Raw genomic sequence first — 16,050 nt, forward strand, 5'->3', positions numbered from 1 at the left:
GCTTCGTCTGCCGGTTCTCGTTGGCGCTCGCCCTGGGCGTCGGCCACAGCCGCAACAACTCGGTCCGGTTGCCGCCACTCGACCGGGTCCCGGAGCAGGCGCGCGGGGTCGGCCAGTTCGTCACCTTCGCGGATGGCGAGGATGAACAGGCGCTCGCGCTTGTGGGGCGCACCGACTTCCGCCGCCGTGAAGAGGCCTGCCGCAACGCGGTAGCCCATGCCGACCAGTCCTCCGGCGACTTCGGGGAAGCCGAGGCGGAGATGATGGGCGACATTCTCGAGGAAGACGAAGGGTGGCTCGCACTCGCCGATGATGCGGGCGACATGCGGCCAGAGGTGGCGCGGATCCTCGGTGCCGAGGCGCTTGCCTGCAACCGAGAACGGCTGGCACGGATAGCCCGCAGTGACGATGTCCACCGCGCCGCGCCACGGGCGGCCGTCGAAGCTGGCAACGTCGTCCCAGACAGGCGCTGGATCCAGGGCCGCCTCTTCCATCCGTGCCACGAGAATGGCCGCGGCGTAGGTTTCCCGTTCGACATGGCCCACAGTTCGATATCCGGGCATGGCGATGGTGAGCCCGAGGTCGAGCCCGCCTGCGCCGGAGCAGAGCGAGAGGCCGAACAGGTCTCCGGCTCCGGAAGCGCGTCCGGAGGAAGGTAAAGCCAGGTCATGCATCGCCTCAGCGCGGGTTGGTCGCCAGATCGGCGAAGGTCTGGCCGGTCCCGTCCAGGACTGCCTCCTGGCCGGTGAACTGTTGCCACCGCTCCACCGCAACATCGACATAGTCCGGATTGAGTTCGATCCCGTAGCAGACCCGGCCCGTCGTCTCGGCCGCGATCAGTGTGGTGCCGGATCCCATGAAGGGCTCGTAGACGGCCTGTCCGGGGCTGGAATTGTTCAGAATCGGGCGACGCATGCATTCGACGGGTTTTTGCGTCCCGTGCACAGTTTCAGCATCCTGATCCTTGTTTGCGATCTGCCAGAGCGTTGTCTGCTTGCGGTCGCCAGCCCAGTGGCCCTTGCCGGTTTTCTTCACGGCGTAGAGGCAGGGCTCATGCTGCCAGTGGTAATCGCCACGGCTCAGCACCAAGCGATCCTTGGCCCAGATGATCTGGGAGCGGATGTTGAAGCCGGAGGCCTCAAGGCTTTCGGCGACCGTGGTCGCGTGCAGTGCCCCATGCCAGACATAGGCGACGTCGCCGGGGAAAAACGCCCAGGCCTCGCGCCAGTCGGCGCGGTCATCGTTCAGCACCTTACCAGTGCGCTTGGTCGCGGCTGCACCTGCTTTGTTTCGCCAGCCGGGATCGTATTCGACGCCATAGGGCGGATCGGTCACCATCAGGAGCGGTTTCACATCACCGAGCAGCTGCTCGACATCGGTGGCAACGGTCGCATCACCGCAGAGCAGCCGATGTTTGCCCAGCACCCATAAATCGCCGGGACGGCTAATCGGGGATTCAGGGGCTTCTGGAACATCGTCCTCGCCCTGGCGGGAGGCGCTTTCAAGGTCGACCTCACCAGCCAGCAGCGCCTCGAGTTCAGCGTCGTCGAAACCGATGAGCGACAGATCATAGTCCTCGGCCAGCAGGTCGTTCAGTTCGGCCGACAACAGCGCATCGTCCCAGGTCCCGAGTTCGGTGAGTTTGTTGTCCGCGATGCGATAGGCCCGGCGTTGTGCTTCGGTCAGGTGCCCCAGCACGATCACCGGCGCGTCGGTCAGTCCGAGTTGCGTCGCGGCTAGCACTCGGCCATGGCCCGCGATCAACTCGCCGTCGTCCGCGACCAGGCACGGAACGGTCCAGCCGAACTCGGCCATGCGGGCCGCGATCTTCGCGACCTGGTCCGCGCCATGCGCCTTCGCGTTCTTCGCGTAGGGCTGGAGCTTGGCCAGCGGCCACATCTCGATCCGCTCGGGGGCGAAGCTCAGCGTCATGGTCGGGTGGTTTCCGATGTGATGGTGGATGCTGGCCGGATTCCGGACACCGGATGCCGCGCTGGACTCCATGCGGGGTCCAGCGGCGTCCGGGGTATCCGGCCCGAAGGCCAGCATTCATTGGGGTTTGCGCGGGTGTCGGGTGGTCAGGCTTCCGGGTGGCTTCCCAAAAATCCGGCCCTGTCGCTGGCGAAGTCCCGCGCTTCGCCCCCCCGTATACGTTTGTGGCCCAGAAGGACCCGCGAACGCGCTTAGCTACGGCGTCGCGCACCTCGCGATCTTACCAGTCACATACCGGCGGGACGGCAAAAGTGTCTGGAAGAAAATTCAATCGCCGCCGATGGGTCAAAGCGCCGGGTCGTCAGCGCGTGCGAGGTCGATGACCTGCTGCATGGAGAGCCGCGGATTGATCCGGCGGTTGTTCAGGCGATGGGAGATCAGGCAAAGCCCATAGACCCAGTGGTGATGGGCTGACGCGCGCTGCAGACCGACCATTCGGCAGATCTCTCGCCAACGATATCCATAGGCCCGCAGCCAGACGATCTTGCCGTCTTGCGGCTCGAGCCCCGCGGTCCAGGTCAGCGTCTCTTCCATTCTGCTGATGGATTGCGGCGATGGAAGCACGCGCATCTTCCTGGGCTCTTGCCCGACCTTGTCCGCGAAACTGTGAACGATCTCCGGCCAGGTACTGAAGTACCCTAGCATACGTGGCTCCGGCAGCCGTTTGAGCACGAAGGCCGCCTCCGACAACCGGGCTTCCACCAGTCCCGCGGTCCAGACCACGTTGTGCGAATTCGAATGTGCGTTCATTGCGGTCCGCCCTTCGTGTCGAGAGCCCAGAGAAGGAGCGCAAGGGCGTCGGCCTCGTTGTCATCCTCTGGAGAAAAGCCACGCTGCCGGATCGCTTCGATCATGGCAGCCTTGTTCGCATTGCCTTTGCCGGTGGCAAAACGCTTGATGGTGCCCACGGGCACGCCCTCGTAAGGGATGCCGCGCAACTCCGCCCATGCGGTGAGCGTGGCCATGAGCCCGCCATAGACGTGGCTTGCATCGGTGCCAGCGTGTCGGCGGACCTCCTCGAACCAGATTGCGGAAATAGGGCCTGAAAGCCTGTCGAGTTCAGTCATCCAGTTGGTGAAGCGCAAGTACCGCATGCCGCCACCATCGAAACGGCGTGGCCGAAAACAGGCGGTCCCGCTGACGATCAGCCCGTCCGCGCCGCGCAATGCCCAGCCTGTCGCCGTGCCGAGATCGAGGGCGAGCACGGGATGGGGCAGCGCATCTTCAGCCCGCGATCTCAGGTCGCCGGCGGGTGTGACGGGTGTGACGGGTTGTTTGGTAACTCCGTTACGGACGCGCGTATGCGCGCGCGTGACGGTTATATGGGTATGACCCGTCACATCCGTCGCGGTCTCTGATTTCATTGACATTTTTCAACTCCGATCAAATAGGTCATCATCGCTGTCGCAAACCCTGATCCCCTGGAATCCACGCGCGCTTCGCGTGTTGCGTTTCTCGAACCCACGGGCGCCGAGATTCTCAGAGAAGCGCTTCATCGACCCGGCGTATTCGCCATTGGCCTCGGCCCAGGACTTCCAACTGGCAAAGAGCGCGCTCGAACCAGTCCAGTGCGATAGGCCGGTCTGGCATCGTTCCTCGATCCAGCGTCCGAGTGCGTCCTCGGCCTCGAAATAGTCTTCGGTCGCCGCCATCACGGCTTCGGGCGGGCGCAACCCGGTCTCCTGCCATTCGAGGCATCCGCGCAGCGCCCAAGCGAGGATGCCGTCCCGCTCGGCCAGCAGACGGTCAGGCAGGCGGCGGTCACGCTTGGCGGGCGGGATCGTCACCGTGAAGGGAATCATGTGAAGCCGTCGGCGCATGGCCTCGTCGACATTGCGGATCGAAGGCTTGTGGTTGCCGACGATCAACAGCTTGAATTGCGGAATGAACTCGAAGAAATCCTGACGCATGAAGCGGGCGGTGATCTTGTCGCCGCCCGTCAGGGCCTTGAGCTTGCTCTCCGCCCAACGGCTGCCCTGTTCGGTCTCGATTGACGTCACGATCCGCGCGCCGCGCAGACCCGCCATGTCGGTGGGATGGCGGTCGCCGTGAGTTGCCATGAACATGTCCATCGCGGCGACGGTGGCGTAGTCGCCCATGATTTCCGTCAGGGTGTTGGCGAAGACCGACTTGCCGTTCGCGCCGGTGCCGTAGAGGAAAAAGAGCGCATGCTCGGTCGTCACGCCGGTCAGACAGTATCCGGCCATTCGGCGCAGATAGGCCTGCAACTCCTTGTCTCCGCCGGTCACGGTGTCGAGGAATGCCTCCCAGGTCGGGCACGCATCTTTTGTCGATGCCTCCGCAATCTTTGTCATGAAGAGTTCCGGGTCGTGCAGGGCGCAAGCGCCCGTCCGGAGATCGATCACGCCATTGGGGGTATTCAACAGCCAGGGATCACGGTCCCAAATCTCGGTGGTACAGGCATGACGGCGGTCGCTGCGGGCAAGGCGTTCCACCGCAGAGACGGTCGATGCGGTCGACAGCTTGGTACGCACGCGCGCTGAAGGTGCTCGAACCGCCGCGTTCCGACACACCTGCCTTGCGAGATCGAAGGCCTGCAACGTCTCTTCGCGTCGCCAGACACTGCCGGTCCATGTGAGCCATTGGCCCCAGCCGGCGACATATCGCCATTGCTCTGAATGGGCTGATGCGAATTGCGCCGCCAGCGCGTCTTCGGTGAAACGGACCGGTATGGGTCCGTCGCCATCGTCTCCGCCACCCGCTTGGTCCGCATCCATGTCGGCATCGTCGATGTCGCCATTGCGGCTCTGGTCGCGCTTCCACAGGCGTTCGGATTCGGCGCGCAGGCGATCCTCCGTCCATGGCGGGTCAATACGCGCGAGATTGTACGCCTTGATCTCGTCCCACGACTCTGCTGGCGTGACATGGCCTTCGCGGCAGCGCCGGATCCAGTACCCGATGACCCGTGACAGCGCATCGAAACGGGTTGTCCCGTCAACGCCTCCCTCGCGGACGGGTTTGCCAAAGAGCTCTGGTACCGTTCCCCGCAAGGGCGTCGCGCCATTGAAGTCGAGCGGATCTGGCTGCGCCCCCTCCATCGGAGGCATGGCGATGACCGCCTCGATCAGATCGGCGAGGTCGTGGTCAACGGTGGCATGGGCGAGGATTTCTACAAGGCGGCGCTGTCCGGCTTTGGCATGTACGGAACCGGCGACCCGGATTGGCTGATGGGCGGAGCGAAAAGCCGGGTCACCGCCGACCTTGGCGGCAATCATTTGCCGGGCTCGGCACACCCGGGCAATGTCTTCCTCTTCCGCTGGTTCGGTGAGCCGCCAATAGAGGTGCAACTTGCGGATACCATCGGCCGTCACCCCACCTGATGCCACCACCAGAGTGGCCTTGCCGAGGTGGCGTTCAAGGTGCGCACGCTTGGCGTCGATATCACCATGATCGAGATCGACGAGCACAACCTGTGTCTGAACAATGTGCTCGGCCCGCGCATCGACCGGTGTTGCAACGGTGCCCGGTACCACAAAGAGAGCCATGCCAGCCGAGGCCGCCCAATCCGCCTGCTGCGCTAGACGCCCTGCGAGATCATCTTCCGTAGGCAGGAACGGCGTATGCGGCGGCGCGTCAGCGCTGCCTTTCTCCGCAAGCGCGCGAATTGGAGCGAGATGATCGCAATATCCGAAGACGACATCGGTATAGGTCGCGATCATGGCAGGGTCAGGCGCAACCGCGGCCACGGGGTCCACGCTGCTATCGCTCATTCCCAGCACCTCGCCTTCCAGTCGCAGAAACGGCATTGGAAATGCTCGGGATCTTCCGTGTGCCGAGGCAGTTGTTCGCCGGCATCACAGGCGCGCAGAATTCGAACGGCCTTGTCGCTTGCGGCCTGGGCGCGCTCGGCGTCGAAGGGGACCAGTTCGTGCCATATCTCGCAGGTGTCCTTGTTGATCGCGGTGAACAACGCGGACGCTTCCGTCAGCCCCAAATAGGCCTGGTAGAGCGCAATTTGGGCCGCATAGACGGGCTTGGCTTTGACAACGCCCCGTTTCGCAATCTCGCGCCAGTTCTTTGCGTTTGCGGACTTGCACTCCCACAACGCCGGCACCGCCATGCCGTTCGGCGCCTCGACGACGACGCCATCGGCATGTCCCTGAAGGCGTCCGCCCGCGACTTCGAAACCGAACTGCTCGCCATGGCGATTGCGGGTCCTGAGATCGAACCCCGCCTTGCGAAGCCAGTCGATTGCCAAGTCTTCGAAAACATGCCCGAGCGCAAAAATCCGCAGGGTCTGACCCGAGAACCCGGAGCCCTCGTCCTTCGGCACCTTTAGGTACTCGTATTGCAGCCGACGCTGACAGGCATCGCCGAGTCGGCTGCCGCCCAGATAGTCCCGAGTCGGCCGCGTGGCCTGCTCTGCAACAAGGGCATGATCAATCAGTACGTTAACGCCATCGGCAAAGGTTGGTTTTTTCTCACGGTGATTGAAGTCGAGGAGCGCTGTCATCAGAAGGGCACCTCTGGGTCTGGTCTTGGGGCCGTCGCCAACATCCCTTCCTGAAAACCGTCAACAGCGGCTTCGGCGAGCTTGGCGGCCTGATCGGCAGAAAGGTCGTTGAAACGTGTCGACCAGCCGATCTCAGCCATCAGTTCGCCCATGAACCTCAGGGCGACCTTCAAGGCTTCCTGTTCGCGCTCATCGGGATCAATCACCGCGCACCTCCACGAGGGGTACCTGCGACCGGCAAAAAGCGAACGGTACCGCGCCGAGCGCGATCAGAGATGTCGATCATGGGGGAAGCTCCAGCTGCCACTGTCACATACCGGCAAGCCGCTTTGGCTGTCGGTTGCGGGCCATCGCAAGAATCCACACATCACGATCTTGTGCGTCGTTAAGACGCTACCTACTTTATCTGGTTGACGAGATTTGGAGAAAAGAGGCCGATGCCAGCATTTAACCCCAGGATTTTCACGAACCCCGACCGCCTTAAGCACATTTCACCGAAATATTTGCTGGCATTCTTCAACAAGTGGCGGAGCTACATTTCCGCACGTGGCCTTGAGCTTCCCGATGACGCGGCCGATGGTTTTCCTTTCGATGATCTGTCGCAGATCCTGATGCGCCCCGATGACAGCGTTCCTCCGGAAATGGTGGATGCGCTCTACTATGTTCATGAAACAGCGTCCAAGGAGTCAGCCGAGGAACTGATTGAAACAGCGCAGAATGCCGGCCTGACCATTGAGCCTGGCGAAGAACCGTCGGATGCCGACGTGGCACTGCAAATTTGGCTTCAGCGCCCCGATATACTCCGCCGCCAACACGCAGAAGTCGTTGCCTTCAAACGCTCTCGTTTCATGTATTTTGGTGGCAAGTCAGGAAAGCCGCGTCCTGCGATCGACCCCACGCCGGAACAGGTCAGCGCGATGCAAGGCAAGATGGATGAATGGTTCGACAAAAAGCGACGAGGCAAGGGAAGTCGGATCTTCGCGTTCCCACGGGGAACGAAGACGTGGTTTCTGATTAGGCACGGAGAACCCATGCGCCGGGAAGGTCGGCATCAGGATGATGGCGGCTCTGGCATTGCATATTACCGCCCCCAGAAACATGACGTTGTGATCTTCGATGGCGAGACCGACGAGATGGCCGTCAATGCAGGCACCAAGGGGGAACGTGAACTGTACCTCGGAACGTTTGGCGAGATCATCTTCGGGGATGATGAATACTTCGACAGATCAGATCGCTTCACCCTGTTGCCATTGCTGGACAAGGGCCCGAACGCATTGGTGAACGAAACGGTTCCCGAAATCAGCAAGGTTCGCTTGATTGAGATCGAGCGCTTCTGGGGAGGCAAGGCAAAGGAAAAGGAAATCCGGAAGGCAACAGATCTTTTTGTTGCTTGGGAAGATTGCTGGAAGGAACGCCTGAACATGGGTTCGATAGATCGAGCTGTCTTCAAGGTGAAGTTCGCCGGCGATGGAAAAGAGCGGACGGTGGCGATCTTACCGCCTAGCCTGGCACGCTACGACCGCGACGATGACAGTGATCGTATCGACCGTTGGCTTAAGGATCAGGGATTCTGCAAACTCAATCCGGAAAGTGACGATGATGACGACGACGGCGCTGTTTTGGAAGACGATTGAGGATATTCCCGGACTGGCAACGGACACCCGGGACTGGAGGCGGCGCCTCGGCGAAACCTGGAAACATGCCCGGCCATATCTAACGGAAACTCCACGGTTCGCCGAGCAGGTGAATTGTCCAATGCCGGGCGGCGAGCACTGCCCGAGGCGGGTTGTCAAACAGGATGATGGATCCATCCGAGCGGTGTGCGGTGACCGCGAGCGTCTGTGCAAATCGCTTGACCTGCAACCTAAGCATATCCGCATCCGTGAACTCGATACGGATAGGCTGCGATCCGATATCGCCAAGGCATTCGGGATCAACCCTGTCGCTCGGCAGCAACGCGGGATGATCGAGCATCTGGGCGATTACCTGGTGCGAGCGGGCGTGGGTTTTCCGGTGTTTTTTTCGCTTGCCGGTCGGCGAAACCCTATCGGCACTTCTGACATATTCGGCCTCGACCGCCGTGGACTTCCGTTCGTTCTCATGGTTCCCGCGCTACGAGACGTTGAACCAAGTGTTGTTGCAGCGATTCACGGTATGGACGGACGAGTGCTTGCATTCGATGAGTGCATGCAATTCGCACGGCCTCCCGGACAGGGCTTCGATGCATCGATGCTGCCGTCCGAGATATTCGCTCCGGAGATCGCGACACTGGCCGACGCCGAAGACGATCCGGTCCAACCCGTCTTGGACCTGCCGGTCGGGGCGACGTGGGCCAAACTGAAATTCGCGTTTATTTCCGAAGAGGTCATCAACGTCAGTTACGGCAAGCAAGCGCCGGTGAGGATCGAGCCGGACCTCCTTGGCATGAAGAACCAGCGAAATGGCAAGGCAACACGTCAATGGCGGCTACTTCTGGTCTGTGCCGTTCTCGACGGCGCCCTGCCTCGCTCATTTCCTGTCCAGACCATCAGGGGCCAGCCACTTTCTGCCGGGTCGATCAAAGCTCTCGATGATGTCAAACGGGGTTATGATCGCCAACGCCAACACCTGTTTGCTGCCTTGAAGTCACGTTTCGGCATCACGGATCTCCCCCCCTTCAAGAGAACTGTGGACTGCTACGAGGCAGAGTTCGTCGTAGATGCGAGCGGCCTTCGGCAGGGCGTTGCGGATCAGCGCGACCGAAATTTCGTCGAGCCGCGCTGAAAAAATCTGAAAAAAATCGCATCGCAAAACCGCTGAAGACTCTGGGTCTTCGGCGGTTTTTCTTTGTGTCGAAGCCACTCCCACCGCCGTCCCAGCGAAATTTCGCCGGAGCCGGGTACTCGGGCCGCGTGCCCGTCCACCTGGACGAAGGCGAAAACCATGGAGCAGCTTCAACAGCTTACCAACCCCAATACACGTATTTCCCGCAATATCCGCTTCCGCGCAGCCCGTCTGGCGCGTTCTGGCGCGGTGCCGGGTCTCGACGCAGACGACATCGAGCAGGAATTGCGTCTCGACCTGATCAGGCGGGCCAGCCGCTTTGATCCAGCGAAATCTTCCTTCGACACATTCGCGGACCGGATCATCACGAACCGGATCGCGACGCTGGCAAGCAGCACAAAGGCCATGCGCGCCGAGCGTGAGATGCAATCTATCCATTCGCCCGCCGGTGATGTTGATGGAGGGTTGGCCCTTTCCGACATTTTGCCGGAAGCGGCGGCGTTGGATCCTGTCGACGAGTTTTCGCTGAAACACGGGCCGGGCTTGAAAGGGGATGTGGGCAAGCTGCTCGCCGCACTGTGCCCAACAACCCGGCAGGTCGCAATCGCGGTCACCCACCTCAGCATCTCCGAAACGGCGCGCGCACTCGGGCTGCACCGGAGCACAGTCTACGAGCGTCTCGGCGTGATCCGCAAAACTGCCAGGGAACTGGGACTCGACGGGTATTTCGAAGCCGTCCCGACAGTTGCGGCGGCCCGCCGGTAAGTAACGGCAAGCACCCAATCAAATTCATGCCGGGCCTTCGGGCGAATGCAAAACCCTCAGGGAAACACCCCGACCGCGAGCTCCAAGGCGGCGTCGGGCCCGGCAGTTGTCACCTCGCGACGATCCTTGGGCAAGACGGAAAGGAGCATCGATATGTTCACCAACCCCCTGAAAAAACTGCGGCAGTCCACCTGGCTGAGCGCCATACCCGACACAGTCGCGGTGCCCGCCATCGGCGATCGCCCGGCGCGCACGGTCGCCATTGAGCGTGCCACGATCGACGACATCGCGTTCGCGTTGTTGCCGCTGAATCGGGAGCGCTCTGCACTCACTCAGACCATCGTTGCGCTGGAAGAAATCGCGTCGATGGCGCGCAAGCAGGGCGCGGCTGGTACGGACATTGCCGTCTCGGCTGCCGCCCGCGAATTGGAGGCACGCAAATGAGCGCGCCTTTCCAACCCGCCCCGTTGAAGATCATCACCGCCGACGAACGCCTGAAAGAAGCACGCGGCATCAAGGGCGTCCTCACCGGCATTTCCGGGATCGGCAAAACCAGCCAGCTTTGGACGCTGGATCCGGAAAGGACCCTGTTCCTGAACCTCGAAGCAGGCGAACTGGCGGTACAGGGCTGGCCCGGAGACGAGGTCCGTATCAGGGACTGGGAACGGGCCCGCGATCTTGCCTGCTGGATAGGCGGCCCTAACCCTGCGATGCGCGAGGATCAGCCCTATAGCCAGGGCGATTATGACCGCGTACGCGCCGCCTTCGGTGATCCCGCCGTACTGGACAAGTACGACACCGTGTTCGTCGACAGCATCTCGGTCGCCTCCCGTATCTGCATGCAATGGTGCAAAGGCCAGCCTCAGGCGCAGTCGGATCGCAGCGGCAAGCTCGATTTGCGTGGCGCCTACGGGTTGCTAGGCCAGGAAATGATCGGCTGGCTCACGCACCTGCAGCACACGCCGCGCAAGAACATCTGGCTGGTCGGCCTCCTCGACCGGAAGATCGACGACTTCGGCAAACCGTTTTTCGCGATGCAGATCGAAGGCTCGAAGACGGGCCTCGAACTGCCCGGCATTGTCGACGAGGTCATTTCGCTCGCCGAGATCCGCCCCCAGGAGGGCGAGCCTTACCGGGCGTTCGTCTGCACCACCATCAACGATTTCGGCTTTCCCGCGAAAGACCGCAGCGGCCGGCTCTCAATGATCGAGCAGGCGCATCTCGGACGCCTCATGGCGAAGATCCGTGATGGCGCGGGGACGACCGCCAAATCCGGCCTCGACTTCGATCTGCCGCAAGCGGCGGCCCAGCCGAATTCCCCGACGAAAGGAGCATAAACCCATGGCAGACAACATGGATTTCAACGGCGCCGACAGCCAGGACGCCGCATTCGACCTCATCCCCGCCAACACCTTGGTCAAGGTCGGCCTGACGATCCGCCCAGGGGGTGCGGGTCCAGAGGGCTGGCTCACCCAAAGCCGCACGAGTGCGGCGCTTTATCTCAACACCGAAGCTGTCGTCCTCGATGGCCAGTATGCGCGCCGGCGGATCTACACCCGTATCGGTTTCAAGGGAAAAAGCGTCAACGAACGCGGTGAGGATACCTACGCCAACCGTGGCCGCGCCCTGATCCGAGGCATTCTGGAATCCGCGCGTGGCATCAAGGCCAGCGATCAATCGGAAGCTGCGCGGGCCGCGCGTATGATCCGCAGCCTCGGAGACCTGAGCGGCATCGACTTCGTGGCCAAGATTGGGGTCGAAAAGGACCGCGACAATCCCGACGACGCCGGGCGCAACGTGATCAAGGCCGCCATTGGTCCGGACAATGGGCAATATCTGACCGTGATGGGTTCCGCGCCGATGCCGACAACCGCAGCGTCTGTGCCGCCAGTCAACTCTGGCGCTGTAGCGGAACAGCCTGGCTCGTCCGCGCCTGCCTCGGGCGGCGCACCGTTCTGGGCACGCTGAGGGAGACCATCATGATCCCTCGTGACTATCAGCGGGCAGCCGTCGACGCTGCCCATGACCGCACGGCCTCGCACGGCAATACCATGCTCGTGCTGCCGACCGGAGCCGGGAAGACGGCCATCGCCGGGTTCTTTGTCGGTGAACAGGCCGAACGGGACCGCGACGCCAAGATGCTAGTGCTTCAACATACGGATGAGCTCATCGAGCAAAACCGCTCCGCCATCGGCGGCATCTCCGGGCTGGGCACCTCGGTTGTCAAGGCAGAGCAGGATTGCTGGGATGGCCGTGTCGTCTTCGGCAGTGTGCAGACGCTTGCCCGGGAAAACCGGCGCAAGCCCATGCCGGAACTGAGCCACATCGTGATCGACGAGTGCCACCGTGCAGCCGCCGGAAGCTACCAGGCAATCCTTGATCACGCGCGGGACATCAGCCCTGGAGTGAAATTACTCGGGCTTTCGGCCACGCCGGGGCGCGGCGATGGCCGGTCCTTGCGCAAGACCTTCAGCAATGTCGGATACCATCTGCGCATCGGCACGCTCATTGCGCGCGGCCTGCTTGTCCCGCCCCGGACCTTCACCATCGATCTCGGGATCGACGACGAGCTCTCCGGCATCAACAGCACCGCCGGTGATTTCGACATGCGACAGGCCGACAAGGTCCTCAATCGCTCGGTGCTCAACGAGACCGTGGTTGAGCATTGGAAGGACAAGGCAGCCGATCGGCGCAGCATCTTCTTCTGCTCGACGGTCGATCACGCCGAAGCGGTGGCGGACGCATTTCGTGCGGAAGGGGTCATTGCCGAGCCGATAACCGGCGACATGCCAGCCAAGGCCCGCGCCGATCTCATCGCCCGGTTCGACCGCGGCGAGGTCCAGGTGCTCACGAATTGCATGGTCCTGACCGAGGGTTTCGACAGTCAGCCTGTGGGCTGCATCGGCATCCTGCGCCCCATGCTTCACAAGGGGACGTTCATCCAGGCCGTCGGCCGCGGACTGCGCCGGGTCGACCCCGAGCGCTTCCCCGGCATCGTCAAAACGGATTGCGTCGTGCTGGACTTCGCGGGTGCCGCGCTCCGCCACGGCTCTCTTGAGCAGGACATCGCCCTCGATGAGGATGAAACGCCGCCTGGCGAGCAACCCTGGAAGACCTGTCCATCCTGTGACGCGGAACTCCCGCTTGGCGCATCCGTTTGCGATTTCTGTGGGCATGTCTTCACGCGCGACATTGGCGAAAAGCGACTGCTGACCACGTTCGAGATGACCGAAGTCGATCTTCTGGATCGCTCGCCATTTTCCTGGTGCGATCTCCATGGCGACGGCCAGGCGCTCATGGCCAGCGGTTTTCAGGGGTGGGCCGGAGTATTCCATGACGGCGAATTGTGGCACGCGCTCGGTCACCCCAAGAGCAAGCCGATCCGCACGCTGGCTGTAGGGACGCGTGTGCAGGCGCTTGCTGCGGCCGACGACTTCCTGCGGGCCACGGAAACGTCCAGCGCCTCAGCCAAGAGCAAGCGTTGGCTCAATGACCCGGCCAGTATGCGGCAGATCGAACTGCTGCAACGCGCGGGTTTCGAAGCCAGCGGTATGGATTTCGGGCTCTCGAAATATGCGGCCAACTGCCAGCTCAACTTCCGCTGGAACCGGTCCGCCATCCGAGCCGCTGTCCTGCGCGATCTGAAGCGAAGCGCCGCATGAAACGGCCTAACCCCTTGCCTCCAGACCACATGTCGCCCGCTGAACGCCGCGCCGAGCTATGCGGCCTGCTGGCTCTTGGGCTGGTACGGTTGCAGATGCGTGATCGGGCGGAAGTATCTGACAAAATTGGAGAAAGTAGCCTACACTATCCGACCGACGAATGGCGTCATGCAACTCCAACTCACCGGAGAAATGCATGACCAAACAAGATCCCATTCCCGCCCGCCTCGCCGCGCTCAAGACCACGTCGACACCAGACCTGAAGCAGCAATGGCGCGACCTGTTCGACAGCGAACCGCCGCCGTTCAACCGGCGCTACCTCGAGTCCCGCCTGGCCTACCGCATCCAGGAACTGGCCTATGGCGGGCTGAAGCCCGAAACGGTGAAAAGGCTGGAGGCGCTTGGCGAGCAACTCGATGGCGGAGATCGGAGGAAGAGCCGCATCCGCGCTGACCTGACGCCCATCGTCGGGACGCGGTTGATCCGCGAATGGCAGGGCATTGAGCATGTCGTCACCGTCACCGCCGACGGCTTTGACTGGCAGGGTCGCCCTTACAAATCGCTCTCCGCGATTGCCCGCGCAATCACCGGAACGCGTTGGAACGGCTGGGTGTTCTTTGGCCTGAAAAACCATCGGAGGGGCGTATGACCAAACCGATTGTCCGGAAACTGCGCTGCGCGATCTACACGCGCAAATCCTCCGAGGAAGGGCTGGAGCAGGAATTCAACTCGCTCCACGCCCAAAGAGAGGCCTGCGAGGCGTACATCGCCAGCCAGCGATCCGAGGGTTGGGTGCTGGTCCGCGATCAATATGACGACGGTGGGATCTCCGGCGGCACGCTCGAACGCCCCGGGTTGCAACAGCTGATGGCGGACATTGAGGACGGCCTCGTCGACGTGGTCGTTGTCTACAAGATCGACCGCCTCAGTCGCTCGCTGGCCGATTTCGCCAAGCTGGTGGAAGTCTTCGACCGCAATGACGTGACCTTCGTGTCGGTGACGCAGTCGTTCAACACGACCACATCGATGGGCAGACTGACGCTGAACATCCTGCTCAGCTTCGCCCAGTTCGAACGCGAGGTGACCGCCGAACGCATCCGCGACAAGGTCGCGGCCAGCCGCAAGAAGGGCATGTGGATGGGCGGCGTGCCGCCCTACGGCTACCGCGTCGAGAACCGGAAGCTGGTGATCGACGATGATCGCGCCGCGCATGTCCGCTGGATCTTCGCCACGTTCCTCGCGATCGGATCGGGAACAGAACTGGCCCGCGAGGTCGCCAAACGCGGCATCCGCACGCCGCGCGGCAACCGGGTCGACAAGAAGTACCTGTACCGAATGCTGAATAACCGCGCCTATATCGGCGAGGCGGTCCACAAGGGCGACAGCTATCCCGGCGAGCATGACGCCATCATCGACAGGAGTGTCTGGGACAAGGTCCACGCCATTCTGACCGAAAGCCCCCGCAAGCGCGCCGCGCGCACTCGCGCCGACACGCCCGCGCTGCTGAAAGGGTTGCTCTTCGGCCCAGATGGTGCGGCGTTCTCGCCGACACACACACGCAAGGGCGGCAAGCTTTACCGGTACTATGTCAGTCAGACAGTTCTGAAGCACGGCGCTGGATCGTGTCCCGTGGGCCGTGTCTCAGCGGGCGAGATAGAAGTCGCCGTCGTCGACCAACTGCGCGTCGTTTTCCGCCAGCCCGAGATCGTTGCAGGGACATGGAAGGCGGCGCGCGCACAGGAGGGCGAGATCACCGAGGCCGATGCCCGTGACGCGCTGATCCGTCTTGATCCACTCTGGGACGAGCTCTTCCCCGCCGAGCAGGCGCGCATTGTCACGCTGCTGGTCGAGCGCGTGGACATCAGCACGGCGGGCCTGAACGTCAGGCTCCGCATGGACGGCCTCCGTGACCTTGCGCGCGAGATGTTTGAAGGCGGTGTTGAGGCAGCGGCATGACCCGCGGAGGGCCAATCCCTGAAACGGTCACACTCCACGTCCCGTTCCGCGTCGTTAAGCGCGGTGGGCGAAAGGAAATGCAGCTGCCCGAGGGCGTCCAGCAATCGCGGCGGACCGACAACACGCTGGTCAAGGCGCTTGCCCGTGCGTTCCGTTGGAAGAGGTTGCTGGAGTCGGGCGAGTTTGCAACCATCGCCGAACTATCCGAGCGCGAGGGGATCGCTCCCTCCTACATGACGCGCGTCCTGCGACTTACGCTGCTCCCGCCCGACATCGTAGAGGCGATCTTGGACGGGAAGCAAGGGCTGGAGGTGACACTGGCGCGCGCGCTCGAGCCGTTTCCTATGGCGTGGGAGGAGCAGCGCCAGCACTTCCAGACAGTTACTGACCATTGAACTCCATCCGAAAAGTCCGCGCGAGGGGTTGATTGGCTATATG

Annotated in this window: 16 protein-coding genes and 1 pseudogene; 10 read left to right on the plus strand and 7 right to left on the minus strand. The window is 62.3% G+C overall.

Translation table 11 applies throughout. The annotated features are described in order from the left end of the window. Nucleotides 1-170: 170 nt before the first annotated feature. The 7 genes and pseudogenes from P1U75_RS20615 to P1U75_RS09680 all read right to left on the minus strand — a co-directional run. Nucleotides 171-782 (minus strand): annotated as a pseudogene (locus P1U75_RS20615) (DNA cytosine methyltransferase); the annotation flags it as partial. Continuing rightward, a complete protein-coding gene (locus P1U75_RS09655; protein WP_300242685.1) occupies nt 679-1,932 on the minus strand; it encodes a site-specific DNA-methyltransferase in 1,254 nt (417 codons plus the stop codon). The gene P1U75_RS09655 and the pseudogene P1U75_RS20615, both read right to left, overlap by 104 nt. Before the next feature lie 345 nt (nt 1,933-2,277). Beyond that, nucleotides 2,278-2,742: a DUF6362 family protein gene (locus P1U75_RS09660; protein ID WP_299627642.1), complete on the minus strand. Its 465-nt coding sequence runs from the start codon at nt 2,740-2,742 to the stop codon at nt 2,278-2,280. After that, nucleotides 2,739-3,209 (minus strand): hypothetical protein, encoded by a 471-nt coding sequence (locus P1U75_RS09665; RefSeq protein ID WP_300242687.1) that lies wholly within the window; start codon nt 3,207-3,209, stop codon nt 2,739-2,741. Before P1U75_RS09665 ends, P1U75_RS09660 begins: the two co-directional genes overlap by 4 nt. 156 nt (nt 3,210-3,365) lie before the next feature. Continuing rightward, complete coding sequence (locus tag P1U75_RS09670; protein WP_300242558.1) at nt 3,366-5,723, minus strand: phage/plasmid primase, P4 family; 2,358 nt, start codon at nt 5,721-5,723, stop codon at nt 3,366-3,368. After that, nucleotides 5,720-6,466, minus strand: coding sequence for a PD-(D/E)XK nuclease family protein (locus tag P1U75_RS09675; RefSeq protein ID WP_300242560.1), 747 nt, complete (start codon nt 6,464-6,466; stop codon nt 5,720-5,722). Before P1U75_RS09675 ends, P1U75_RS09670 begins: the two co-directional genes overlap by 4 nt. Further along, nucleotides 6,466-6,672 (minus strand): DUF6511 domain-containing protein, encoded by a 207-nt coding sequence (locus P1U75_RS09680; RefSeq protein ID WP_300242563.1) that lies wholly within the window; start codon nt 6,670-6,672, stop codon nt 6,466-6,468. Before P1U75_RS09680 ends, P1U75_RS09675 begins: the two co-directional genes overlap by 1 nt. 231 nt (nt 6,673-6,903) lie before the next feature. Between P1U75_RS09680 and P1U75_RS09685 the strand changes: the two genes are divergently transcribed. The 10 genes from P1U75_RS09685 to P1U75_RS09730 all read left to right on the plus strand — a co-directional run bounded on the left by P1U75_RS09685 (nt 6,904) and on the right by P1U75_RS09730 (nt 16,007). Next, a complete protein-coding gene (locus P1U75_RS09685; RefSeq protein ID WP_300242565.1) occupies nt 6,904-8,100 on the plus strand; it encodes a hypothetical protein in 1,197 nt (398 codons plus the stop codon). Beyond that, a complete protein-coding gene (locus P1U75_RS09690; RefSeq protein WP_300242568.1) occupies nt 8,063-9,229 on the plus strand; it encodes a hypothetical protein in 1,167 nt (388 codons plus the stop codon). The genes P1U75_RS09685 and P1U75_RS09690 overlap by 38 nt, the downstream gene beginning before the upstream one ends. Nucleotides 9,230-9,388: 159 nt before the next feature. Beyond that, on the plus strand, nt 9,389-9,994 hold the full coding sequence (locus P1U75_RS09695) for a sigma-70 family RNA polymerase sigma factor (RefSeq protein ID WP_300242571.1): 606 nt from the start codon (nt 9,389-9,391) through the stop codon (nt 9,992-9,994). A 153-nt stretch (nt 9,995-10,147) separates the two neighbouring features. Beyond that, nucleotides 10,148-10,438, plus strand: coding sequence for a hypothetical protein (locus P1U75_RS09700; protein ID WP_300242574.1), 291 nt, complete (start codon nt 10,148-10,150; stop codon nt 10,436-10,438). Then, complete coding sequence (locus P1U75_RS09705; RefSeq protein WP_300242576.1) at nt 10,435-11,331, plus strand: ATP-binding protein; 897 nt, start codon at nt 10,435-10,437, stop codon at nt 11,329-11,331. Before P1U75_RS09700 ends, P1U75_RS09705 begins: the two co-directional genes overlap by 4 nt. 4 nt (nt 11,332-11,335) lie before the next feature. Further along, nucleotides 11,336-11,962 carry a hypothetical protein gene (locus P1U75_RS09710; protein WP_300242578.1) on the plus strand — a complete coding sequence of 209 codons (627 nt, stop codon included), beginning with the start codon at nt 11,336-11,338 and terminating at the stop codon, nt 11,960-11,962. A gap of 11 nt (nt 11,963-11,973) precedes the next feature. Beyond that, nucleotides 11,974-13,656 carry a DEAD/DEAH box helicase gene (locus P1U75_RS09715; protein ID WP_300242580.1) on the plus strand — a complete coding sequence of 561 codons (1,683 nt, stop codon included), beginning with the start codon at nt 11,974-11,976 and terminating at the stop codon, nt 13,654-13,656. A 196-nt stretch (nt 13,657-13,852) separates the two neighbouring features. Then, a complete protein-coding gene (locus P1U75_RS09720) occupies nt 13,853-14,305 on the plus strand; it encodes a DUF2924 domain-containing protein (RefSeq protein ID WP_300242582.1) in 453 nt (150 codons plus the stop codon). Beyond that, nucleotides 14,302-15,612, plus strand: a complete 1,311-nt coding sequence (locus tag P1U75_RS09725) for a recombinase family protein (protein WP_300242585.1) — start codon at nt 14,302-14,304, stop codon at nt 15,610-15,612. The genes P1U75_RS09720 and P1U75_RS09725 overlap by 4 nt, the downstream gene beginning before the upstream one ends. Then, the gene (locus P1U75_RS09730) at nt 15,609-16,007 is read left to right on the plus strand and encodes a hypothetical protein (RefSeq protein WP_300242587.1); all 399 of its coding nucleotides are present in this window, start codon (nt 15,609-15,611) and stop codon (nt 16,005-16,007) included. Before P1U75_RS09725 ends, P1U75_RS09730 begins: the two co-directional genes overlap by 4 nt. The last annotated feature ends 43 nt before the right edge of the window (nt 16,008-16,050 follow it).

Source organism: Antarcticimicrobium sp., from assembly GCF_029212575.1.
Classification (GTDB): domain Bacteria; phylum Pseudomonadota; class Alphaproteobacteria; order Rhodobacterales; family Rhodobacteraceae; genus Antarcticimicrobium.

Excerpts from the sequence above, each read along its gene's own strand:
- P1U75_RS09660 (WP_299627642.1), bottom strand. The coding sequence starts at position 2,742 with ATGAACGCACATTCGAATTCGCACAACGTGGTCTGGACCGCGGGACTG.
- P1U75_RS09700 (WP_300242574.1), top strand. The coding sequence starts at position 10,148 with ATGTTCACCAACCCCCTGAAAAAACTGCGGCAGTCCACCTGGCTGAGC.
- P1U75_RS09695 (WP_300242571.1), top strand. The coding sequence starts at position 9,389 with ATGGAGCAGCTTCAACAGCTTACCAACCCCAATACACGTATTTCCCGC.
- P1U75_RS09675 (WP_300242560.1), bottom strand. The coding sequence starts at position 6,466 with ATGACAGCGCTCCTCGACTTCAATCACCGTGAGAAAAAACCAACCTTT.
- P1U75_RS09725 (WP_300242585.1), top strand. The coding sequence starts at position 14,302 with ATGACCAAACCGATTGTCCGGAAACTGCGCTGCGCGATCTACACGCGC.
- P1U75_RS09655 (WP_300242685.1), bottom strand. The coding sequence starts at position 1,932 with ATGACGCTGAGCTTCGCCCCCGAGCGGATCGAGATGTGGCCGCTGGCC.
- P1U75_RS09715 (WP_300242580.1), top strand. The coding sequence starts at position 11,974 with ATGATCCCTCGTGACTATCAGCGGGCAGCCGTCGACGCTGCCCATGAC.
- P1U75_RS09710 (WP_300242578.1), top strand. The coding sequence starts at position 11,336 with ATGGCAGACAACATGGATTTCAACGGCGCCGACAGCCAGGACGCCGCA.
- P1U75_RS09720 (WP_300242582.1), top strand. The coding sequence starts at position 13,853 with ATGACCAAACAAGATCCCATTCCCGCCCGCCTCGCCGCGCTCAAGACC.
- P1U75_RS09685 (WP_300242565.1), top strand. The coding sequence starts at position 6,904 with ATGCCAGCATTTAACCCCAGGATTTTCACGAACCCCGACCGCCTTAAG.
- P1U75_RS09690 (WP_300242568.1), top strand. The coding sequence starts at position 8,063 with ATGATGACGACGACGGCGCTGTTTTGGAAGACGATTGAGGATATTCCC.
- P1U75_RS09705 (WP_300242576.1), top strand. The coding sequence starts at position 10,435 with ATGAGCGCGCCTTTCCAACCCGCCCCGTTGAAGATCATCACCGCCGAC.
- P1U75_RS09730 (WP_300242587.1), top strand. The coding sequence starts at position 15,609 with ATGACCCGCGGAGGGCCAATCCCTGAAACGGTCACACTCCACGTCCCG.
- P1U75_RS09670 (WP_300242558.1), bottom strand. The coding sequence starts at position 5,723 with ATGAGCGATAGCAGCGTGGACCCCGTGGCCGCGGTTGCGCCTGACCCT.